Annotated in this window: 18 protein-coding genes; 8 read left to right on the top strand and 10 right to left on the bottom strand. The window is 43.2% G+C overall.

The features are described 5' to 3' along the window. Positions 1 to 41: 41 nt before the first annotated feature. Both MUCPA_RS20085 and MUCPA_RS20080 read right to left on the bottom strand, forming a co-directional pair. Positions 42 to 1,124 carry a 3-oxoacyl-ACP synthase III family protein gene (locus tag MUCPA_RS20085; protein WP_008508922.1) on the bottom strand — a complete coding sequence of 361 codons (1,083 nt, stop codon included), beginning with the start codon at positions 1,122 to 1,124 and terminating at the stop codon, positions 42 to 44. 259 nt (positions 1,125 to 1,383) lie between these two features. After that, complete coding sequence (locus MUCPA_RS20080) at positions 1,384 to 1,593, bottom strand: PLDc N-terminal domain-containing protein (protein WP_008508921.1); 210 nt, start codon at positions 1,591 to 1,593, stop codon at positions 1,384 to 1,386. A 184-nt stretch (positions 1,594 to 1,777) separates the two neighbouring features. Here MUCPA_RS20080 and MUCPA_RS20075 point away from each other — a divergent pair, with 184 nt between their 5' ends. Both MUCPA_RS20075 and MUCPA_RS20070 read left to right on the top strand, forming a co-directional pair. Next, positions 1,778 to 2,113 (top strand): hypothetical protein, encoded by a 336-nt coding sequence (locus MUCPA_RS20075; RefSeq protein ID WP_008508920.1) that lies wholly within the window; start codon positions 1,778 to 1,780, stop codon positions 2,111 to 2,113. 98 nt (positions 2,114 to 2,211) lie between these two features. Beyond that, on the top strand, positions 2,212 to 2,775 hold the full coding sequence (locus tag MUCPA_RS20070; protein WP_008508919.1) for a hypothetical protein: 564 nt from the start codon (positions 2,212 to 2,214) through the stop codon (positions 2,773 to 2,775). A gap of 101 nt (positions 2,776 to 2,876) precedes the next feature. Here MUCPA_RS20070 and MUCPA_RS20065 read toward each other — a convergent pair whose 3' ends face one another. Both MUCPA_RS20065 and MUCPA_RS20060 read right to left on the bottom strand, forming a co-directional pair. Next, on the bottom strand, positions 2,877 to 3,821 hold the full coding sequence (locus MUCPA_RS20065) for a Smr/MutS family protein (protein ID WP_008508918.1): 945 nt from the start codon (positions 3,819 to 3,821) through the stop codon (positions 2,877 to 2,879). Between the two features lie 227 nt (positions 3,822 to 4,048). Further along, the gene (locus MUCPA_RS20060; protein ID WP_008508917.1) at positions 4,049 to 4,702 is read right to left on the bottom strand and encodes a hypothetical protein; all 654 of its coding nucleotides are present in this window, start codon (positions 4,700 to 4,702) and stop codon (positions 4,049 to 4,051) included. 44 nt (positions 4,703 to 4,746) lie between these two features. On the opposite strand from MUCPA_RS20060, the gene MUCPA_RS20055 reads away from it, so the two are divergent. From MUCPA_RS20055 to MUCPA_RS20035, 4 genes are all read left to right on the top strand, one after another. Continuing rightward, positions 4,747 to 5,520 (top strand): phytanoyl-CoA dioxygenase family protein, encoded by a 774-nt coding sequence (locus MUCPA_RS20055; RefSeq protein ID WP_008508916.1) that lies wholly within the window; start codon positions 4,747 to 4,749, stop codon positions 5,518 to 5,520. Further along, the gene (locus MUCPA_RS20050) at positions 5,513 to 6,049 is read left to right on the top strand and encodes an NADPH-dependent FMN reductase (RefSeq protein ID WP_008508915.1); all 537 of its coding nucleotides are present in this window, start codon (positions 5,513 to 5,515) and stop codon (positions 6,047 to 6,049) included. The genes MUCPA_RS20055 and MUCPA_RS20050 overlap by 8 nt, the downstream gene beginning before the upstream one ends. Positions 6,050 to 6,360: 311 nt before the next feature. Next, positions 6,361 to 6,573, top strand: a complete 213-nt coding sequence (locus MUCPA_RS20040) for a hypothetical protein (protein WP_008508913.1) — start codon at positions 6,361 to 6,363, stop codon at positions 6,571 to 6,573. Positions 6,574 to 6,670: 97 nt separating this feature from the next. After that, positions 6,671 to 6,895: a VF530 family protein gene (locus MUCPA_RS20035; RefSeq protein WP_008508912.1), complete on the top strand. Its 225-nt coding sequence runs from the start codon at positions 6,671 to 6,673 to the stop codon at positions 6,893 to 6,895. Positions 6,896 to 6,968: 73 nt separating this feature from the next. Here MUCPA_RS20035 and MUCPA_RS20030 read toward each other — a convergent pair whose 3' ends face one another. Continuing rightward, complete coding sequence (locus tag MUCPA_RS20030) at positions 6,969 to 9,776, bottom strand: PKD domain-containing protein (RefSeq protein WP_008508911.1); 2,808 nt, start codon at positions 9,774 to 9,776, stop codon at positions 6,969 to 6,971. Between the two features lie 198 nt (positions 9,777 to 9,974). Between MUCPA_RS20030 and htpG the strand changes: the two genes are divergently transcribed. After that, positions 9,975 to 11,858 carry a molecular chaperone HtpG gene (gene htpG, locus MUCPA_RS20025; protein ID WP_008508910.1) on the top strand — a complete coding sequence of 628 codons (1,884 nt, stop codon included), beginning with the start codon at positions 9,975 to 9,977 and terminating at the stop codon, positions 11,856 to 11,858. A gap of 71 nt (positions 11,859 to 11,929) precedes the next feature. Here htpG and MUCPA_RS20020 read toward each other — a convergent pair whose 3' ends face one another. The 4 genes from MUCPA_RS20020 to MUCPA_RS20005 form a co-directional block, all read right to left on the bottom strand. Next, positions 11,930 to 12,829, bottom strand: coding sequence for an IS3 family transposase (locus MUCPA_RS20020; RefSeq protein WP_157544057.1), 900 nt, complete (start codon positions 12,827 to 12,829; stop codon positions 11,930 to 11,932). Further along, positions 12,751 to 13,272: a helix-turn-helix domain-containing protein gene (locus MUCPA_RS20015; RefSeq protein WP_008503751.1), complete on the bottom strand. Its 522-nt coding sequence runs from the start codon at positions 13,270 to 13,272 to the stop codon at positions 12,751 to 12,753. The genes MUCPA_RS20020 and MUCPA_RS20015 overlap by 79 nt, the downstream gene beginning before the upstream one ends. A 356-nt stretch (positions 13,273 to 13,628) precedes the next feature. Continuing rightward, positions 13,629 to 15,347 (bottom strand): gamma-glutamyltransferase, encoded by a 1,719-nt coding sequence (ggt, locus tag MUCPA_RS20010; RefSeq protein ID WP_008508909.1) that lies wholly within the window; start codon positions 15,345 to 15,347, stop codon positions 13,629 to 13,631. A gap of 4 nt (positions 15,348 to 15,351) precedes the next feature. Further along, the gene (locus MUCPA_RS20005; protein ID WP_008508908.1) at positions 15,352 to 17,115 is read right to left on the bottom strand and encodes an AMP-dependent synthetase/ligase; all 1,764 of its coding nucleotides are present in this window, start codon (positions 17,113 to 17,115) and stop codon (positions 15,352 to 15,354) included. 249 nt (positions 17,116 to 17,364) lie between these two features. Between MUCPA_RS20005 and MUCPA_RS20000 the strand changes: the two genes are divergently transcribed. Further along, entirely contained in the window at positions 17,365 to 17,856 is a 492-nt protein-coding gene (locus tag MUCPA_RS20000) for a hypothetical protein (RefSeq protein ID WP_008508907.1), read from the top strand. Between the two features lie 36 nt (positions 17,857 to 17,892). Here MUCPA_RS20000 and MUCPA_RS19995 read toward each other — a convergent pair whose 3' ends face one another. Beyond that, the gene (locus MUCPA_RS19995; RefSeq protein ID WP_008508906.1) at positions 17,893 to 21,648 is read right to left on the bottom strand and encodes a S8 family serine peptidase; all 3,756 of its coding nucleotides are present in this window, start codon (positions 21,646 to 21,648) and stop codon (positions 17,893 to 17,895) included. Between the last annotated feature and the right edge of the window lie 11 nt (positions 21,649 to 21,659).

Genomic DNA, 21,659 nt, shown 5'->3' with positions numbered 1-21,659 from the left:
ATTGATATACACTAATTTATAATTTATAATTATGGTACAGCCTAAAATTGATACACAATGGCGTTGATATTCATACCGGCTCCTACCGATGCAAAAACCACTTTATCGCCTTTGCCGATATGGTGGCCGGGCATTTTGTTCTTTAATATGATATCTAAAAGCGTAGGCACGGTAGCTACCGAACTATTGCCCAGCCATGATATGATCATAGGCATCACCTCTGCCGAATCAAAACTTTCGATATCGTACAATTTAAAAAGCCGCTGTAAAATGGCGTTATCCATTTTATCGTTAGCCTGGTGGATAAGCACCTTTTTAATTTCAGAAAGGTGAACACCTGCTTTATCCAACGCAGCCTTAACAACCAAGGGCACATTACTTAAAGCAAACTCATATAGCTTACGGCCATTCATCGTTAAAAAAATGTCATTCTCTTCGCCTCCGCAATCATAAACCGGGTTGTGCATAGTAAGCAGCATGGCGTGCTCAAGGGAATGCGTTTGGGTTTTGTGCGACAGGATTCCCACGGTTTCCTCTGATGAAGCCTCTAAAATAACCGCCCCGCCCCCATCACTGTAAAGCATAGTATCACGATCATGCGGATCAACAACCCGCGATAGCGTCTCGGTACCAATTACCATACAACGCTTAGCATCACCCGAGCGAATAAAATAATCGGCCTGTATTACCCCCTGTACCCAGCCCGGGCAACCAAATGGTAAATCATAAGCTACACAGTCGGCATTTTTGATACCGAGCATATGTTTAATACGCGATGCCAGCGTTGGTACCATATCCGAGCGGTTAGTTTCATAAGTAACATCGCCAAAATTGTGGGCAACAATAATGTAATCCAACGTTTCGGCATCAATGCCCGAGCTTTCCAGCGCGTCTTTCGCGGCCAGGAAACCAAGGTCGGATGCGCGCTGTTCCGGGCGCGCATATCTGCGCTCTTCAATTCCGGCTATCTCCCGGAATTTCTCTATCACGGTGGCATTGTCTTTTAAAATCGGGGTGCCGTTTTTTTCAAAAAAACTATGATTTAAAAAATCAGAGTTTTTAACAATCATATCAGGAATATAACTTCCGGTTGCAGCAAAAACGGTTTGGATAGTATTCTTCATTTATCAGTTAAACCAGGTTATAATAAACAGAGTTTGGCCTGAGCCATGCAACGGCTTATCAAAATAGTAATAATTAGGACGAGTTGCATACCAGGAAATTTTGCGTTCATCAAATCAAAAAATCAATTGATATCAATAATCTAACTCGTCTATTAATTAAATAAACGTAGGTATAATATTTGGCATTAGAAACAAAAAATTGAAGATTTTATTATTAGAACCAAAATGGTATATGGTATTAAAAAATGCTCCAAAAGCACTAAACCCGTTTTTTAGGGCCGTAAACAAGATAAACCACCAAACCCGCCACGGGCGCAAAAAGTATAATAGCGGCCCAAAAAACCTTTACCGGCGTAAAAATATCCCTTCGCCGCGAAAGGGATACCAGCGAAAAAACGAGCACAATTAACCAGATCAACAAAATGATTAAGGTTGTATTGATAAGCACAGACGACAAACTGGTTTGCATAACACCGATTTTAATTTTATATAGCCATTTTTATGCCATAAATAATAAATCGTACCTTGCGGCTCGCAAACAAAATTTCTCGTTATCAATTTTGGTACAATATTTCAGCAGGTATTGGTGTTATAACAAGAATGTAAACTTAGGTGCTGTAAGATGCGGCAAGTTTAAAAAATGTTAGATAGTTATGTTGAGGCGTATTATTTTAGCACAAATTAAAAAACACCGTATAGCTACCTTTATCTATACTCTTTATATCGCGCTCTGGATGATGGTTGCCTATTTAACCTATCATTTTCTTATTAAAGGCGATTCGGAAACTGTAGGAACGATAACCTATTATTCTTTGTTAATATCCCTGCCCTACCTATGCTTTAATATGGTGTTTGCCTACCGTTTAACAAGCCGGAAAAGCAAATGGTTTTTTAGTGAGTTAAGCTATTTTATAGCCCTGCCCATTGGCATCGTTATTTTAATTTACATAGCACATGCTTTTATTGGGTATATGAATATGGGAATGTGATCAATGTGCGGATTATGAATGTGCAAATGATATGGCGATCATTGTATTGCATGATACAATGACAACAAATGATGAAACTATTTTAAACAATACCAGAAATGATAGCGCATCGGTTTCAAAACTACATTGTAAAAATTTTTAACGATCCAACTTTTTCAGTCAAGTCAACAGATCGCAATCATTCCTATCGAAGATGTTATTTCAGCAAGGATGCGTATGAATACCCTACTTCAAAGCATGGAATAAAAGTTTTTCAGAATGATATAGAAATCAATAGCTGCTTAATAATTGGACATGGCGGAGCAACGGGCATCAATAAAAACTCAACCCTCGTTGATGACGAAAACCTTTTAATTTGCTGTTGTGATAGCATTTTTTCCCTAAGAATTGAGACTCTTGAATTACGATGGCTTGTACAGGCCGACACGGCAACATGCTTCCAAATATTTAAACTGGAAGATGATTATGTGATTCATGGTGAAACCGAAATAACACGTATTGACAGCAACGGTAATATTAAGTGGAATTTTGGCGGTGCCGACATTTTTGTAAATATAAATGGCGAAACGGAATTTATACTCCATGAGGATCATATTCAACTTATCGACTTTGGTAACAGAAGGTATAAAATTAATTTCAACGGCAATGAACTGTGTTGCTAAACATCCATATTGTTACAGCCTATAAAACCGGCACCCTTTATTCAATTACCACCGCCGTTTTGCAGCGGTGGTACAAACTGAACATAATTTCCTTTAGCCATCTATTTCAAAAGCACTTTGGTAGCGCCATAGCCAAATTTTTCTTTACGGGCATCCATAAAGGTTTGTACATGCGGGTGCTTGCCTACTATTTTATGTAATTCGTTTTTAAGTGTACCGTTGCCTACGCCATGAATAAAGGTGATTGATGGCAACTTGTGTACAACGGCCGCATCGAGCGCCTTGCGGAAAGCAGTCAGTTGGATGTTGAGCATTTCGGCACTGCTTAAAAACTGGTAATCGTCGCGCAGCTTTTCTATGTGCAGGTCAATCTCGTTCACCGGTTTTTCAATCTCCTGCTTTTCTTCGGCAGGCTTAAAAAAGCTCTCCTTAATCTTTTCAGCATCAATTACCAGCTCGGGTTCATCCAGCCTGATCAGCCAGGCTTGTTGCTTAATTAGCGGCACCACTTTTTTAGTCCCCGAAAAATCTTTCGCCTTAAAGTTTTCCTTCACAATTAAAGGGCTGCTTAGCGCAATGTTTTGGGTAGTATAAAACAAAATCTGGAAATTAAAGGTGGGCCAAAGCTGAATATCCTGCAATGGTGCCGAAAATATTTTAACGGCAGATTTTGGCGCTATAATACCTGCAAATTCCCCTTTAAACTTATGCAGCTTTTCGGTAGTGAGTGATGCCAGTAGCTGGAACGATGTTTCGTTCACCAGGTAAAAATGTACTACCGAAGCAATCCGCTGATCGCTGGAAACAGCTAAAAAAACACCGCGGGTATCAAACGAACCATCTGCAGACCGCACTTCATCAAAGGCCTGGCTCTCCACCGCCGTCGATTTATGGCCATGAACCGTGGTTACCTTGCTGGCTAAAACTGGGATCTCAAAGTCGTCATCACCGGTTACGCCAATCATATCTTCGTCAATAATGCGGGTAACGTAGCCTTCCAGCTTCTCATCAACAAACCGCACAAAATCGCCTAACTTAAACTTCATAATATATCAAATAGGCTGCAAATTTACCTATAATTATTGGGCAAGCCAGTTTTTGGTTTAATGGTTATTAATATCGATGCAAATTGGAGCGTTTCCGCAGAAAAGGCGGCCGGGCTCACTGCAATCCAAACGCAAAACACCGGCAATGTTAAGTAAAACAGAAGCATAACATAGCAAGGGCGCTTAGGCAAAATAGGCTCACCGGGAAAACATAGATACAACAAAAACTAATCCACGGTATTGTATTGAAGAATCGCTTTATAATAATCTTTTTTCTTTAAAGCTTTAACTGCTTTAGGATTCTCTTTAATTACCGGTGCTAAAGAAGCGGAATCTAATTTTTGAATAGATCCCCCAAATACCTGGAAGGCGCGCAGATAATAACTGTCGATATCATCAGTTTCAGACAGATTGGAATACGCGTTCACCTTACCCCATATCACCTTAAATAACCAACAGCTATCCGTTGCCATAACTGTATATGTGGCTCCACCGCCGCTGCGCGAAATATTTAAAGTTTTATCACAATAAATTCTGATCTCTTTATATCTGTTAGGATCGGTGTCAGGTAAAGCTTTATCGGTATACATAAGGTAACTTTTGTGGGTTGTGGTGTCTGCGTATATTTTCGACTTAACTTCCTTTACCGAGCTATCCTTCATCATCACTTTAAACTTGTATTTTTTATTAACCATGTAGTTCATACCAAAATACCAGCGTTGGTTCATCATGCGGTTCATATTCATGTTCATGGCCGCGTTACTTTGCATACGATTAAAATCACCCCTAAAGCTTGCAGGAACGCCAGCCTGCCCCTCGGCTTTTAGAGATAAAAAAAACAATGGCGCTAATAACGCCGATAGGATGGATAATTTTTTCATTGTGATTGTGTAAGGTTATTTTTTGGCATTTGGGTAAAAATACAATGCAAGATAATATATTAGCCAATAAAAGAAGCAGTTTTTTTATGACTGATGGAAGAAAAATAACCCAGGAATTAGACGAGCTTGGTTTTACAATTATTGACGATGTTTACACAGACGCCGAGGTAGATCAACTGCTTAATACCATTAATGCAACACCGGTAAATGGAGCTACCTTCCGCAAAACCAAAGACTTATTCGCCATCAGGCAATTCTTGAAAGAAGTACCTGATGCCGAAGGGTTAATTTTTAATCATCGGCTAACCGGTGTTATTCAGCAATTATTTGGCAGTGGCTTTTTTGTAACCAAGTCTATTTATTTTGATAAACCTGCGCAATCCAACTGGTTTGTGGCTTATCATCAGGACTTAACCATTTCGGTAGATCAAAAAACTGAAATTGACGGATACGGTCCCTGGACGGTAAAGCAAAATCAGTTTGCTGTACAGCCCCCGGTTAAGGTATTGGAAAACAGTTTCACCATCCGCATTCACCTGGACGATACCGATCAAAATAATGGCGCGCTGAAGGTGGTTCCCGGATCAAACTTAAAAGGGATTTACCGCCCCGAAACCATCAACTGGCAAACGGAAACCGAAACCATTTGCAACGTAAAAAAAGGAGGAATCATGATTATGCGGCCACTACTATTGCATACCTCCAACCGCAGCACCAACCAGCAACCCAGGCGGGTAATCCATATCGAATTTAGTAATAGTGAACTTCCACCGACTATTAAATGGTCTGAAAAACACCAATATACCCAACATGAGTAATATCAATATCCTTGCTATATCCGGCAGCCTCAGGCCCAACTCTTCCAACGCTGCCATCATCAGGCAGGTTACTGCCTTTGCGCCCCCCGGTGTAACCATCAACCAGTACAACGGACTGGCAACGCTACCGCATTTTAACCCTGACCTGGATAACGATACACCGCCTGCCCCTGTTTTCGAATTACGTACTCTGTTAAAAGCTGCCGACGCCGTGTTGATCTGTACACCAGAATATGCCTTTGGCGTACCCGGCAGTTTGAAAAATGCCCTGGACTGGACGGTATCTTCGGGCGAGTTTGTGGATAAACCAGTGGCTTTAATTACGGCATCGAGCGTGGGCCAAAATGCCCATGCGGCTTTGTTGCTAACCCTTGGCGCTATATCGGCTAAAGTTGCAGACGATGCTAAATTGCTGATCCCTTTTATACGCACTAAAGTAAACAGTGACGGTGAAGTTATTGATGAGGAGGTTTTGCAGGCGTTGAAAATGGTTTTGAAGGCGTTGATCGGGGCGATTAATGATCAGTAAAAGCTTGATTAAATTATACCCTGATTTTCCTGAGTGAACAGGTTCCAGGCAATAATCCTGTTATTTTAAAATGCTCTATATTATTATAAAGAGCAACTCGTTGATCACTTATAATTTTATCAACAAACTCATTTTTGAATTCTTGCAGATTTGATTTGATGCATGTATTAGGAACAAGATACCCCTTATCGTTGAAAGTAAGCATTGAAGTGATTTATAAAACATCGTTAGCTATCCTGATTCAACTATTATAAAATGTTACCTCTATTTAAATCAAAAAATTCATTAATGAACCAGATAAGGAAAAGACGATGTACGATAGCAGTTTAAAATATAAATGGGACAATAAAAATGTGCTGGACTATGCCGTAAAGGAAGCCGACGCAAAGGCCCGCGAAGAAGAGCGACTGAAAGCCTCAGAAGAAAAAAAGGATATTGCCCGTGAGATGAAAAAAGATGGGCTGCCTATATCACAAATTTCAAAGTTTACCAAATTGCCCATTGAAGATATAGAGAACCTTTAAGTTCAGGAAACAGCATATTGAGGATGTTAGTTAACCGGTCAATCATTCCGGATGCTCAAAGAAGAAAATTTCACCACATATTTTCTACCTTTGCATTATGCCAACCGAACAAATCAACAACCCATTGCACGGTAAAACGCTCGAAATGATCGTCACTCAACTGGTTGAATATTACGGATGGGAACGTTTAGGGCAACAGATCAATATCAACAGTTTCAACCAAAATCCGAGCATCAAATCGAGCTTAAAATTTCTGCGTAAAACCGATTGGGCCCGAAAAAAGGTAGAAGAGCTTTACCTGGAAACACCGGGCCTTCGTTAATATACTTGTACCAGATATTGATTTCCTGTGTTAGCTTCCGCCGATACAAACAAACATTCGGGATAGCTTTCCGCTACCTGATAATCGTGACCGACCCTGCCAAGGTTGACCGCCCATGCTTGGGATTAATTACATAATAATACACGCCAACCGGTAAATCAGCCCCGTTATACCGGCCGTCCCAGGCGGTAGGATAACCGATGGACGAATACACTTTTTGCCCGTTCCGGTTATATATGTCCACCGTGCAGCCCGGGTACGAATCCAGGTATAATATAACCCAGGTATCGTTCCTACTATCGCCATTAGGCGTAAATGTATTGGGTATCACCGGCGTTTTTAACACCGTTACTTTTACCATGCTCGATGCCGTACAGCCTTTATTACTGGTTACGGTTAAAGTATAAGTAATATCTGATTTGGGTGTAACAACCGGATTTTTTATAGTAGTATTGCTGAGATAAGTAGCTGGCGACCAGGAATAAATTACGCTATCACTCGATGTGGCTTTCATTGTAGCGCTTCCGCCTTCCAGCACCGTCATATCGGCACCCGCGTATACCTTAGGCGTTGCGTTTACTGTAATCTTCTGAGTAACCGTATCTGCACAACCGTTGGTTGAGGTATAAATATATTGAATAGGAAAGGCACCCACACCCGAGACCGAAGGATCAAACACACCGGTCGCGCTCACACCCGTTCCGGCATATACTCCCGTAGCAGGGAGAGCTGTGGCCACCGGGTTAACCGCTAATTGAACTGTACCGGCATCCTGGCAAATAGCGCTGATAGCCGGAAAGCTTACCGACGGCGTAGCACGGAGCATAATTACTTTTAATGTATCTTTCTCACAACTTCCGCTTCCACCAGAATGAGCCTCTATATATATTTTATAAGTTTTGGTGGCTGGCGAATGGAACTCCGGGTAAGTATGCCGGTATAATTTGCCATAATATGGGCTGTTATCGGTTACCTGCAAAGTAGTATCGCCACCATAATCGAAATAAACTTTCACTTTAGTGAGGCTGCCAAAATCAACTGTGGAACGATTAGCAATCATCACTTCCCGGTTACTGCACAAGTTGAGAGAATCTAATACATCAAAATCTGCTTTCCGTGTTGCCCCATTTACGGTTAATGTTTTGGTAGCTGTAACGGAACAACCATTTATTGAAGTAACGGTAAGGCTCACCACGTACCGGCCTGTATCAGAATAATGATGCTGCGGATTTTTAGAAGTGGAGGTGTTTGGATAAGTGGTGTTGGCGTTCTTATCGCCAAAGTTCCACAAGTAGGTAAAATTACCCGAGTTATCGGCAATGGTAGTATTATCCGTAAAGTTGGAATAGAAATCGCTTTGGCAAACCGAAGGCAAACTAAAATTCACCACCGGGAGCGGATTAATGGTAATGCGTCTGAAAGTGCTACTCGAGCACCCGCCCTTACTGCCTTTTACCATCAGCGTTACCGTATAAGAGCCCGTGCTTGTATAAGTATGCACTAAGGCATCGCCTGTCGTTCCATCGCCGTAATCCCATAACCATGATGTAATAGTACCATCCACGGCGGTAGACTGATCGGTGATGGTTACCGGTTGATTTATACAACCTGTTGAGGGTATAGTAAATTGAGCAACCGGTGGCGTACTGATATAAATGGTTTTGGATGCCGTTGACGAAACACAGCCATTGGCATTGGTAAGGGTCAACTTAACTGTTTTATTGCCCGCTGTGGTATAAGTGTGCGAGGGATTTTGTATGGATGACGATGGCGTACCGTCGCCAAAATCCCATAACCAGCTTTTTACCGTTGTTCCGGTAACAACGGTACTATCAGTAAAAGCGGTGGAATTGCCCAAACAGATGGTATCGGCCACACCAATAAGCGGCATAGCCGACGCCTGCACCGTTAAAGTTAGCTGGTTTGATGCCACCACGCAATTAGCCGAAGTAATATTATCTGATAAAGCCGAAACCAGGCGGTATTGATAAGTGCCAGCCGCAGTGGGTGTGGTAATGGTGTAGGTATCATTTGTACTGGCCGCACTCAGATCTACCCAACTGCCATTTATATAAGTCTGCAGTTTTTGTACATAGCCGCTGGCCAGCGTACTGGTAGCCTTAATGGTATAGGTTTGTGCGGATCCTGCGCAGGTAGTTTCTGTATCATCAGTTGAGCCTACAAAAATTGTTGAAATAGTGGAGCCATAAGGGCTAAAAGAAATATCGTCCACTGCAAAATCGTTACCTACAGTTCCGTTGGCGTTACTTACCAGTTTAATCACCACATTTTCCGACCCGGCAGGCAATGTAAAGTTGGCCGTATAGTTATGCCATACATTCCCTGTTGGTACATCACCTGTAGATACCGGAGTGGCAAGGTCGGTGGTACCATCAGCAGCATAAATATGGAAAACCATATTGGGGAGTATTCCACTGGTTGACAATACATTTTTCACCCAAACACTAAACTGATATTGCGTATTACCACATAGGTTGCTCACCTTACGTGTGTAAACCGTTCCTGCGGTTACATTACCGTTAATCACCATCATGTACCCGTTGGTATTGCCTGTAGTTTCATAATCATGATCATAACTGGTAACAAAGCCTCCATGTGTTGCCGCGGTAACCTGGTTGGTAATGGTATAATAATCTTCAAATACCTGACCGCTGCCACTGTAAGTATAGCTTGTGGAACCGGAGTCTGCAGAGAGCGCTCCCGCCCGCGAAGCCGTACCCGACCCGAAAGTAATTTTAACAACCGGATCGCCTAAACTTTGCGCGTGGGATTGGCCACCACACAGTATAAACAACAAAGCAATATGCCCAATAACAATATAGTTTTCATACTTAAAATGTTTTGGTAATTGTTTATGCATCTTTTAGATAAGGTGGTATTAGCTGTAAAAATCAAATAGTGATACAAATTACGTGGGGCGAGATGAAATTCACATGAAAGGGCTGATATAAACAATTGCACTTTTTCAACCTGCCAATTTGACAAATACCCGGGTTTGGAACATGGCTTGTTAATAGCTTTGCAGTACAAAAATTAAAAATCAAAATAGATATAGATTATGCAAGAAAAAGGAACGATCTCGATACATACCGAGAACATTTTCCCCATTATCAAAAAGTTTTTATACTCTGATCATGAGATATTCCTGCGCGAGCTGGTATCAAACGCGGTTGATGCTACCCAAAAGATCAAACGCTTAGCCTCTTTAGGCCAATACAATGGCGAATTGGGCGACCTAAAAGTGGAAGTTGCTTTTGACGAAGCAGCAAAAACCATTACCATATCCGACAACGGCTTGGGTATGACTGCCGAAGAAATTAAAAAATACATTAACCAGATCGCTTTTTCGGGCGCTACTGAGTTCATGGAAAAATTCAAGGACGCTAAAGATGCCAATGAAATCATCGGCCGTTTTGGCCTTGGATTTTACTCCGCCTTTATGGTGGCCGACCAGGTAGAAATTCAAACTTTATCTTACCAGGATGGTGCCGAGCCTGCCCGTTGGGTTTGCGATGGCAGCACCGAGTTTGAAATTACCGAAGGCAGCCGCACCACCAGGGGTACCGACATCATTATGCATATTAATGCTGATGGTGAAGAATTTTTAGATAAGAACAGGATTCAAGGCATCCTTGATAAATACTGCAAATTTTTACCCGTACCTATTAAGTTTGGTACTCAAACCGACCGCGAACAGGATGGTGAAGACGAAGAAGGTAAACCTAAATATACCGAGGTTGAAACTGACAACATCATCAACAATACCAACCCAATCTGGACCAAAGCTCCATCTGAATTAATTGACCAGGATTACCTGGATTTTTACAAAGAGCTTTATCCTTTCTCTGAAGATCCTTTATTCTGGATCCACCTGAATGTTGATTATCCGTTCAACCTGACTGGGGTATTGTACTTCCCGAAAGTGAAGAACGATTTTGAGATCCAGAAAAACAAAATCAAGCTTTACTCTCGCCAGGTATTTATTACCGATGAAGTAAAAGATATTGTTCCCGAATTTTTGATGTTGCTTCACGGTGTGATCGATTCGCCGGATATTCCGTTAAACGTTTCCCGCAGCTTTTTACAGGCTGACGGCAACGTTAAGAAGATCAACAACTATATTACCAAAAAGGTTGCTGACAAATTAGCCGAGTTATTTAAAAGCGACCGCAAATCGTTCGAAGAGAAATGGAGCGATATTGGCCTATTTGTAAAATACGGCATGATAAGCGAAGACAAGTTTTACGATAAAGCCAAAGACTTTGCCTTGCTGACCAATACTAAACAAGAGTTCTTTACTTTAGAAGAATACAAAGCCAAGGTTACGCCTAACCAAACTGATAAAGACGGTACTACTGTTTATCTGTACACCAACGATCCGGCCAAACAGGATACTTTTATCCAATCGGCCAATAAAAAGGATTATGATGTGTTACTGATGAATTCGCCCATCGACAATCACTTTGTGGCACAGTTAGAGCAAAAGCTCGAAAAAACTTCGGTAAAACGCGTAGATGCCGATGTAATTGATAAGCTGATTAAAAAGGAAGATGCTCCGGCCCATGTTTTAACCGAAGAGCAATCAGCCAAAATTAAAACCATATTTGATAAAGCCGTAGCCAAAGCCAACTTTAAGGTGGAGATTGAAAGCTTAAACCCTGATGAGTTACCGGTAACTGTAACCATGGACGAGTTTATGCGCCGCATGAAAGATATGGCAGCCATGGGCGGCGGTATGAGTTTCTATGGCTCGATGCCTGATAACTATAAAGTATCTATCAACGGGAACCACAAACTCATCAGCCGTATAGCACAAGCCGAAAGTGAAGAAGAACAAACTCAATTAGCTAAACAGGCTTTTGATTTAGCACTGCTTTCGCAAGGCATGCTAACCGGCCCCGAACTAACCGAATTTGTGAACAGAAGCGTTAGTTTGATTTAATTTTTTTGAATAGATTGTAAGAAAAGGCTGTTCCAATGGTGTGACCCCAAAAAGTTGGACAGTTTACAAAATTAAGTTTTTTGTACGAGAGCTCGGTATTCCACCGGGCTCTTTCCATTTAACCTGTTTTTTATTCTTTCATTGTTATAGTAATGAATGTATTCTTTTAACGAAGTTATAAATTCTTCCGCAGTTTCAAAGCTCTGTTTGTACAGTAATTCTGTCTTTAAGATCCCAAAGAAGCTTTCGGCCAAGGCATTATCCAAGCAGTTTCCCTTTCTGGACATGCTTTGAATAATTCCATGTTTTTCCAAAGCCTTTCTATATCCATAATGTTGATATTGCCACCCTTGGTCAGAGTGAAAAATAAGTCCCCTTATATCTTTCACTTTATCAAAAGCCTCATATAACATTTCATCTATCATCTGCATATTTGGAGATTTTGAAATACTATAAGAAATGACTTCCCCGTTGAACATGTCAATTATAGGAGATAAATAGATCTTCTCCCCTTTAATGTTCATCTGAGTGACATCCGTAGCCCATTTCTGATTAGGCAGATTTGCCTCAAAATCCCTTTCAAGTACATTAGGGGCAATTTTACCAACCTCACCTTTGTATGAGCGATAACTTACTTTCCTGATATTGCATTTTAGGCCTAATGTTCCCATCAATTTTTGGACAGTCTTGTGATTTATGCTATAACCCCGGTTCTTCATTTCGGCGGTGACCCGCCGATAACCATATCTGCCTTTATGCAAGTGGTATATACTTGCGATCTCTTCTTTTTCATGCTTGTATTTATCATCATTTAGGCGCTTGCGATGATAATAAAATACAGAACGAGCCATCTGTTTGCAATCCAATAGAATTGAAACATCATGTTCGGGCCTTAGTTCTTCGATGGCTTTTGCCCACTCATGCGTTCGCGGGCTTCTTTTTCCTTGACTAAGGCCGTGACTTTTTTTAATAGTGCGTTCTCCGCCCGCAAACGGCTATTTTCCGCCTGGAGCTTCTCTACTTCTGTTTCAGGTTCAAGCTTCTTTGATCTTCCCATGCATTTAGGTGGTCGTCCAGGATTCTTTTGCTGGTATAGTACTGCATATCCCTCAACCCGTACTGATCTTACCCAGCGCTCTAAAGCAGTCTTGCTTAATCTATATTCCAGAACAACCTGATTTAAAGGTACTTTTTTTTCTATGACAAGCCTTACAACTTCTTCTTTGAAATCAGGCGTGGGCTTGACGTTAGGTTGTTTGAGCAGCCCACTTTCGCCATAAAGATCATATTTCCGAACCCATTCCAATATCATGCCTTCACGGATATGGCGTTCGCGGGATATCCGTAGAATCGGCTTTCCCTTTCTTACTTGAGAAACTACATCAAGTTTCTCTTCAAATGTGTGCTTTGACATAAATAATAAACCCCAAAAGTTTTTGTCTAACTTTTGGGGTTCACTTCACAAAAGGAGCGGCCTTTTTTGCGTAATTATATCATCATTTGTTAACAAGGGGCTATACGGACATATAAACACCAATAGCTTAGCCCGCGAAGAAGATCTCTCCTCCGTCGAGATGACAACGGAGGTTAAATTCGTTCAAAAAAACATTCGGGTTAACAGGAAAAAATTCGTAATAGTAGAATAACAATAGCTTTTTTAAAGGACGGTACTCTCAACTATGTCATCCCGACAACGGAGAGATCTTTTACGCGTGATAATTCTACTTCTGGTATAAGCCCATGCTCAAGATTTCTATGTATCGCCTCACCCTACCACCCCAGCTTCGTATCATCCCCGCGCGGATCGGCTCCGCCTTCGTAATATCCCCAGGGAGTTAATAAAATGGCATCAACGCGGCCTATTTTCCCTCCCTCTGTTATTTTATATCCTTTTTGCTGCAGCTTAATTTGGGTCAGACTGTCAATGGCGTCTTTTTCACTGTATACCTCATCGGGCAGCCATTGGTGGTGAAACCGTTTTGAAGCCACGGCTTGTTGCATATCCTGGTTAAACTCAAGCACATTTAAGATAGTCTGAAAAACCGAGGTGATAATGGTTGAGCCTCCCGGCGTACCTACCACCATAAAAAGCTTACCGTCTTTTTCGATGATGGTTGGCGTCATGGATGATAGCATCCGCTTGCCGGGTTCAATGGAATTGGCTTTGCCACCTATTAAACCAAACATATTAGGTACGCCTGGCTTGGCGCTAAAATCGTCCATCTCGTTATTCAGTAAAAATCCGGCTCCTTTTACAAATATTTTAGAGCCAAAGCCCCCGTTTAAAGTGGTGGTGACCGATACCGCGTTGCCATCATGATCAACAATAGAGTAATGTGTAGTCTGGTCGCTCTCATACCCCGCAAACGCGCCCGGCGCCACAGCTGAACTTGGCGTAGCCATGGCCCAGTTCAAGCTTTTAAGACGGGAAGTAATATAGGCTGATTTTAACAAACTATCTACCGGCACTTTATAAAAGTCGGGGTCTCCTAAATATTTGGATCGATCGGCATACACCCGGCGTTCCGCCTCTACCATCAGCTGGATGGTTGAATCGCGATGATAGCCCCATTTTTTTAAGGGGTAACCCTCAACAGATTTTAGCAACTGCAATAAAGCGATCCCTCCGCTTGATGGAGGTGGCATGGTGATAATTTTGTAACCCTTATAATCACCAATAACAGGCTTACGCCAAACGGAATGATAATTTTGCAGGTCGGCTTTGCTGATCAATCCCTTACCTGCTTTCATTTCGTTAAGCATCTGGTCTCCCACCACACCATCATAAAAACCGGAGCGGCCCTTATCCCTGATCTGTTCCAGCGTTTTAGCCAAATCCTCCTGGATCAAAATGTCGCCTTCTTTATAAGGCACCTCCTTAATCAAATAATTTTTATCCGGATTTAACCTTTCAAAGTCGGCCCGAACATAATTAAGCGCCCTTGCGGCACCAGTGGTAAGCTTAAAACCGTTGCGCGCCAGGTTAATCGCCGGTTCAACCAAATCACTCCATTTCAATTTCCCGTATTTGCGATGTGCTTCTACCATACCATCCACAGATCCTGGTACGCCCGATGCCTGGTGCGTGGCCAAACTCATGCCTGCAATTACATTGCCGGCAGAATCCAGGTACATATTGGTACTTGCGGCCTGCGGCGCCTTCTCACGAAAGTCGAGCGTATTGGTTTCGCCCTTTGCCGACCGGTAAACCATAAAGCCCCCACCCCCGATATTACCGGCCTCAGGATAAGTTACTGCCAATGCAAACTGCACAGCTACGGCGGCATCAACGGCATTGCCACCCTTTTTTAAAATATTCAGGCCAACCAATGCGGCATCCGGATAAGCGCAAACCACCATGCCATTGTGGTATTGCTCACTATTATTCTTACTTAACCGCCCTTGCACACATCCGGCAGGCAAAAAAAATCCCGCTATTAACAGCAGGATAAAACCATATTTATAGTTACTATAAGGAATGTTAAACATGAGACTACGCGCTTTGGTAAATTTTCTGCACTAATTTATCATATTTCTTTAAAATCACCTTACGTTTTAAACTCAACTTGGGCGTCATTTCACCGGTATTGATCGACCATTCGTCGGCTATCAGTTCAAACTTTTTCACTTGTTCCCAATGCCCGAAGCCGGCGTTATAGCGGTCGATCTCACGCTTAAATTTATCAATTACCTGCTGGTTGGTTATCACCTCTTCCCTTGTGGTATAAGGGATGCCTTTTTTAGCACACCAATCCTTCAGCGCGTCAAAAGCAGGCAATATCAATGCGGCAGGGAACCGTTCGTTCTCGCCAATAACAATAATCTGCTCTATTAAAGGCGATTCTTTAAACTTATTCTCAAGCGTTTGCGGTGCAATGTATTTACCCCCAGCTGTTTTAAATATCTCTTTTTTACGATCTGTTATGCGCAGGTATCTGTTATCCACAAACTCGCCAATATCACCCGTATGGAAATAACCATCAACGTCAATGGCTTCTTTAGTAGCATCCTCGCGCTTGTAATAACCCTTCATCACGTTTGGCCCTTTTACCAAAATCTCCCCATCTTCGGCAATCTTTACGCTTACACCCTCCAAAACAGGCCCTACGGTTCCAAATTTAGTACCACCCGAAGCCGGGAAGTTTACCGCCATCACCGGCGAAGTTTCGGTTAAGCCATAACCTTCCAGCACCAAAATTCCAGCCGCCCAAAATACCCTGGCCAACCGGGGCTGCAATGCCGCGCCTCCCGATACAATGGCTATAATGTCGCCACCTAAAGCTTCCTTCCATTTGCTGAATACCAGCTTGCGGGCAATTTTAAGCTTAAGCTCATACAACCAGCCATTTTTTTCATCCAGTTCATATTTCAGGCCCAGTTGAAGCGACCAGTTAAAAATCGTTTTCTTAACGCCGGTAAGTTCAGCACCTTTTGCTACTATCCTATCGTAAACCTTCTCTAGTAAGCGTGGTACAGTGGTAAAGCAGTGCGGTTTCACTTCCTGCATATCGGCAACAATGGTGTCCATACTTTGGGCGTAGTAGATGGAAATACCCAGGTACACATACATATAGATTACCATCCGCTCAAATATATGCGACATCGGCAAAAAGCTTAATGCCCGTTTTATTTCCGCAGGATAGAGCTTGGATGATTCCAGTACGTTACTTACCAGGTTGCCATGCGTCAGCATTACACCCTTCGGAGTTCCGGTGGTGCCTGATGTGTAAATCAATGTCAGCAGGTCATCGGGTTGAATATTGTCCCGGTATTGCTGTAAATCCAGCTGGGTATTGGCTTTACCTAATTCCAATACTTCGCTCCAATGCTTAGCGCCAGGTACCTTTTCGTAAGTGTAGATAACCAGGTCGGGCGATACCTTATCTTTAATGCTATTTATTTTGGAGTAGATCTCTTTATCGGCAACAAAGATCACCTTTACCCCGGCATCCTTTAAAATAAACTCAATGTCGGCATCGCTCAAGGTTGGATACATAGGCACCTGCGTAGCCCCGATCTGCATAATGCCAAAATCGCAAAAATTCCATTCAGGCCGGTTTGGCGACATGATAGCCACCTTATCCTCCTTAATTACTCCCAATGCAAGCAAACCATAACTCACCAGGTTAACCGTATCGGTGACATTTTGAGTAGCATATTTAGCCCAGGTGCCGTTCTCTTTAAAAGCCAGCATATCGGCCATCGGAAACTTATCTAAATTATACGGCAATAAATCAAAAACCCGTGTAATGGCCATGTTAGTGTTATTAGTATTTATAAAATAGGTTTTGCAGAATTGGCTTAGCCTTTATGGCTTACATCAAAGATAGCTATTTATGTTTGTTTGATATATACCAAAACTGCTTTAAGTACAAATGTTATGATGGTAATGCTATTGGTTTATTTTTGCTAAAAAAAAGCAGCATCATACTTATACGCCACACAATGCGTTAAACCACCATGGCGCTAAAATTAATTGTCTGCCTTTTTTAACTTAAACGCTAATATGAAAAAGCTATTACTATTTGCACTCACCCTCAGTGGATTTTTATTTTCAGGAAAAAAATCAGATGCTCAAACTTACCAATTTGCCGCCGGGCTTAAATTCGGCGGGTATGAAAACGGGATTTCCGGAAAGTATTTTGTAAAACCGGATGCCGCCCTGGAAGGGATATTCGGTTTCCGCAAAGGCGGCGTAGTAATTACCGGCCTGTACGAAATCAATCAAACTGCTTTTGATGTGGCCGAACTGAAATTTTATTTTGGAGGCGGGGCGCATGTTGGTTCGATAGGCGACGCTTACCAACGTTTTGGCAGCAGCAACCATGATGTGCCGAATAACCAGATTCTGATAGGCGCCGATGGCGTAGTTGGCCTGGAATATGTGATACCCAAAGCACCCATTGCCGTAAGCCTCGACCTGAACCCCAGGCTTGAACTTGCCGGCGGCCCGTTTTTTGACCTTGCACCCGGTATTGGTGTGAAATACATTTTTTAATTAAACATTGGGCAGGGCAATAAATTGCCCTGCTATTTATTTAACGATCGAAATTTTACGGGTATAGGTTTTATCGCCGATAACCAGGCGCATATAGTAAGCCCCGCTCGACATTTCAGTCAGGTTAAGAATGGTGTTGTAAGCGCCGCTTGATAATTGCCTTACATCCTTATACACCCGCTGCCCTATCATATTAAAGATCAGGATAGACAGTTCCTCGTTTTTCAAGGCGTTAAAAGCCAAATTAACCTTGCCACTGCTCGGAACAGGAAATACCGCTAATGCTATCTCAGACCCATCGCTATTATCCCTGGCCGGCAAAACAAAACTAAAATCGTCTGATTTTGAGATACAGCCCGTGCTTGAAGTTACATCTACCCGGTAAATACCGCTTTGTAACGGTTTATAGGTTGACCCGGTAGCACCGGTTATGATATTGCCGTTCAGATACCACTGGTTGTTCTGGCTAAAGTTTGATACCAGGTTTACCCCATTCAGCGTAATTGCAGGTTTAAGTAACGGAACGGCGGTTCTTGCTGCTGACGGGCAGCCCAAACTCTGTACACGCATATTGTAGAAATAGTAATAGTAATTTCTGTAATAGCTGGTATCAGCCGCGTTGGTTGTTGAAGTAGCGCTATTACCCGAGATGCTGAAGATGTTCCCGATGGTGAACGGATACCCGCTAATGGTGGCCAAATTACGGAATAGTGTGGCGTTATCCGGATAGGTGGCTGTTATGTTATAGGTGCCCGCGGCAGGCAGCGACAGGTTTAAATTATACACCTTACCCTGATCGGTAGGATCGTCGGCCAGCGCGCCGGCGCCAGGGTTAGCCCGAGTGGCAACCACATCAATGGTAACGCTTGATACCACCTGCCCGCCTGTTGTACTTGCTGTAAAGGTAACCTTACCCGAATTGCCAACATATAAACGGGCGCTTTGAATAAGAACCGGCACCTGGGTAGTAAAATAAACCGACGGCGTAAATTGATTATAACCGCCACCCGAATATACGTTTTTGGTAGCCGGGCCAACGGTACCGCTAAAATCGTTCAAACCGGCGTAGTAATTATTGTTGGTAGGCGCCTGCGATGTAATTACGCCTGAACCGTAGGTAAAGGGTATGGCATCGCCGATGTTTTTGTACCAGAAAATCTGCCCGTCGCCGGTGGCGTTCAGACTATAGGTTTTTGCATCGGTACAATAAGAAGCATAAGCGCTGGTAACCACCGGCGAATTATTGATTACCGCGGTAGCCGTTGTTTGGTTGTTTGAGGTAATTAAATCGGCAGCCACCGCGGTAGCCGCGGTTACAGTATAGGTTAGCCCTGCCGAAGCTGAAAAAGTACCCGATAAGGTAAAATCCGTTTCGGCCAGCGACGCCAGCGTACCGGTGTAGGTTTCATTTAACGTGGTAACCACACCCGTGGCAGATGTAAGCGTTACATTTACCGGAATGCTGGTTAATGTGCTTGTGCCGTAATTTTTTATCCTGACGGAAACTGTACTGCTGGTGTTAGGGCAGGTTCCGTTGGCGGCAGGATTATTGATCGCGGTTATACCGGCATCAATACCCGCCCTGATAAAGGTAACTTTATAATCCTGCGTTTCGCCCTTGCCGTAAGTACCGCAAGGGTTAACCGCGGTGGGGTCGGTTGTTTCGGTTAATACCACGCGCATTAAGCTGAATGTACCCGGCACAACACTTGCAGGCACGGTAACATTAGCGGTAAAAGTACCTGTGCCGTTTATTACGCCCGAGGTAGCTACCAGGTCGCCCGCATCGGTAAAGCTGCCATTGGCATTCCAGTCGATATAAACCTTGGCTATCTTATTAAAGTTAGCCCCACAAGTGCCCACGCTTACACTGAGCGGGTATGTTTTACCTTGCTCCAACGTGGCGGTAAGGTTGGTGTAATTTGAATAGGTGGTGCAGCCTGCGGCGGGGGTATTGTTCACCTCGGCCAGGCTGACGTTATTGATACGCGAATCGGCGCTTGATGTGGGATTGGAGGTACAGTAAATTGAGCCGCCAACGCCGGTAACAATTAACGAGTAAGGCTGCGAACCATTGGTTAGCGTGCCCTTGTGTGTTACGGTAATGGTATAACTTGTTCCAGGAACTGTATTGGCAATATAAACCTGTTCCACGTTATCGCGTATGTTGTCGCCGGTGGTGGCATTGGCAGATGGGTTACTGTAATCAAGCACCCAAGGACTAAAGGTAGTACTGCCGGTGCTCACCCGGATATCCAGATCGTTAACCAATTTTGGGGTGCGGTTATTAATTACGCCGGTTGATGTTACGGTTCCCGCCGGATCTGTCCAGGCAATGGTAGCTCTGAGCGGGCCACTGCCCGACGAGATCACATTATAAGTTTGTGTTTGCCCCTGGGCCAGCGTTTTTTCGCTAACAAGGCTTTTTGTGCCGTTATCGGTAATGGCCTGGGCCGCTTTTGACATATCCAGCAAGCCCCATCCATAAATATAATCGGGGCCGGGGTTACCGGCATCAAACGCGGTATGGCATACCAGGCCCTTTAAAGTAGATGAAAGCATAAAGCTTCCGTTTTTTTGCATATAGTATTCCTGCAACAAATACAACGAACCGCTTACATTGGGGGTTGCCATGGATGTGCCCGAAAGCGTGATGTAGGCGTCTTTGGCCGTTACGCCGGTTGATAGCACGTTAACACCATCCCCGCAAATATCAGGCTTCACGCGGCCATCGTCTGTTGGGCCCCAACTGCTAAAATAGGCAATCTGCACATCTGAAGAGGTAGAGGGACCGTTAGGCAAGGGGTTAACCGCTCCTACGGTTAGGATATTTTTAGCGGTAGCCGTTGTAGAAATAATATCATACCCATCGTTACTGCTGATATTAGCCGGCCTTGGCCCTTGCAGAACAATGGTTGAGCTTGTTCTACTGGCATAGCCATAATAGGAGCCGCCAACCGCAGGCCCTGTTTCCCCCCGGTTATTACCCGCTGCCTGAACAATAAGGTAGTAAGGCGCATTAAAAGCTATTTTATCATAAGCCTGCGTATTTGAATCGTAAAAACCGAATTTATAATCTTCATTATCGCCGGGAAGGCCGTACCACTCCCAACGGTTGTTTTGATCGCCGTTTTGATACCAGCCCGCTAAGTAACCGTAAGAATGGTTAGATATTAAAAGGTTAGAAGCGGCAGCGGCCATTTCGGTAGCATCGTTATTAAAATCGTATGATTGCAGGGTTGTAGCTCCGAACGACATCCCCTTAGCCGGAGCATATACCCCTTTGGCTATCATGGTGCCTGCGACGTGGGTACTATGGTCGCTGATGCTCGTTGTACCGTCTTTAGTGGTAATGGTTTTGCCCGCAAACTCCTGATGAGAGGTATAAATAGCACCACCATCCCAAATGGCTAATTTATTGTTTAGCGCCGTGCTCGATCCGGATAAATTAAGCCCCAATAGGCCGCCGGGCTGCACCGCATTGGTTTGGGTTGTAGCCGCAGCTATAATGTTATTGTACGTGGTTAAATAAATAGGGAAACCAAGAGCGTCAACTCCTTGCAGCACTACTATCCTGCCATCGCGCCTTACCTGTTTGGTGAACCAGCCTTTTTGAAGAGCCAGATCAATCGCTTTTTTATGATTGGTACTATAAAGCGTATTTGAACTGGATGAAAAATCGGCCAGTTCCTTTTTCTTAACGGCGTCAACAGGCAATTGCTGGCCTGTTACCGCGTTGGCGCAAAAAACAAATAAAAAGAATAAAACTATCCCGGAGTAAAATTTATTCATATATAAAACTA

It is taken from the genome of Mucilaginibacter paludis DSM 18603, assembly GCF_000166195.2.
Lineage (GTDB): Bacteria > Bacteroidota > Bacteroidia > Sphingobacteriales > Sphingobacteriaceae > Mucilaginibacter > Mucilaginibacter paludis.
Note: the sequence above shows the minus strand (reverse complement) of the source record. Positions and strands in the feature narration are given on the sequence as shown.

Coding starts and splice junctions, on each gene's coding strand:
- MUCPA_RS20085 (WP_008508922.1), bottom strand. CDS start 1,124: ATGAAGAATACTATCCAAACCGTTTTTGCTGCAACCGGAAGTTATATT.
- MUCPA_RS20080 (WP_008508921.1), bottom strand. CDS start 1,593: ATGCAAACCAGTTTGTCGTCTGTGCTTATCAATACAACCTTAATCATT.
- MUCPA_RS20075 (WP_008508920.1), top strand. CDS start 1,778: ATGTTGAGGCGTATTATTTTAGCACAAATTAAAAAACACCGTATAGCT.
- MUCPA_RS20070 (WP_008508919.1), top strand. CDS start 2,212: ATGATAGCGCATCGGTTTCAAAACTACATTGTAAAAATTTTTAACGAT.
- MUCPA_RS20065 (WP_008508918.1), bottom strand. CDS start 3,821: ATGAAGTTTAAGTTAGGCGATTTTGTGCGGTTTGTTGATGAGAAGCTG.
- MUCPA_RS20060 (WP_008508917.1), bottom strand. CDS start 4,702: ATGAAAAAATTATCCATCCTATCGGCGTTATTAGCGCCATTGTTTTTT.
- MUCPA_RS20055 (WP_008508916.1), top strand. CDS start 4,747: ATGCAAGATAATATATTAGCCAATAAAAGAAGCAGTTTTTTTATGACT.
- MUCPA_RS20050 (WP_008508915.1), top strand. CDS start 5,513: ATGAGTAATATCAATATCCTTGCTATATCCGGCAGCCTCAGGCCCAAC.
- MUCPA_RS20040 (WP_008508913.1), top strand. CDS start 6,361: ATGTACGATAGCAGTTTAAAATATAAATGGGACAATAAAAATGTGCTG.
- MUCPA_RS20035 (WP_008508912.1), top strand. CDS start 6,671: ATGCCAACCGAACAAATCAACAACCCATTGCACGGTAAAACGCTCGAA.
- MUCPA_RS20030 (WP_008508911.1), bottom strand. CDS start 9,776: ATGCATAAACAATTACCAAAACATTTTAAGTATGAAAACTATATTGTT.
- htpG (WP_008508910.1), top strand. CDS start 9,975: ATGCAAGAAAAAGGAACGATCTCGATACATACCGAGAACATTTTCCCC.
- MUCPA_RS20015 (WP_008503751.1), bottom strand. CDS start 13,272: ATGTCAAAGCACACATTTGAAGAGAAACTTGATGTAGTTTCTCAAGTA.
- ggt (WP_008508909.1), bottom strand. CDS start 15,347: ATGTTTAACATTCCTTATAGTAACTATAAATATGGTTTTATCCTGCTG.
- MUCPA_RS20005 (WP_008508908.1), bottom strand. CDS start 17,115: ATGGCCATTACACGGGTTTTTGATTTATTGCCGTATAATTTAGATAAG.
- MUCPA_RS20000 (WP_008508907.1), top strand. CDS start 17,365: ATGAAAAAGCTATTACTATTTGCACTCACCCTCAGTGGATTTTTATTT.
- MUCPA_RS19995 (WP_008508906.1), bottom strand. CDS start 21,648: ATGAATAAATTTTACTCCGGGATAGTTTTATTCTTTTTATTTGTTTTT.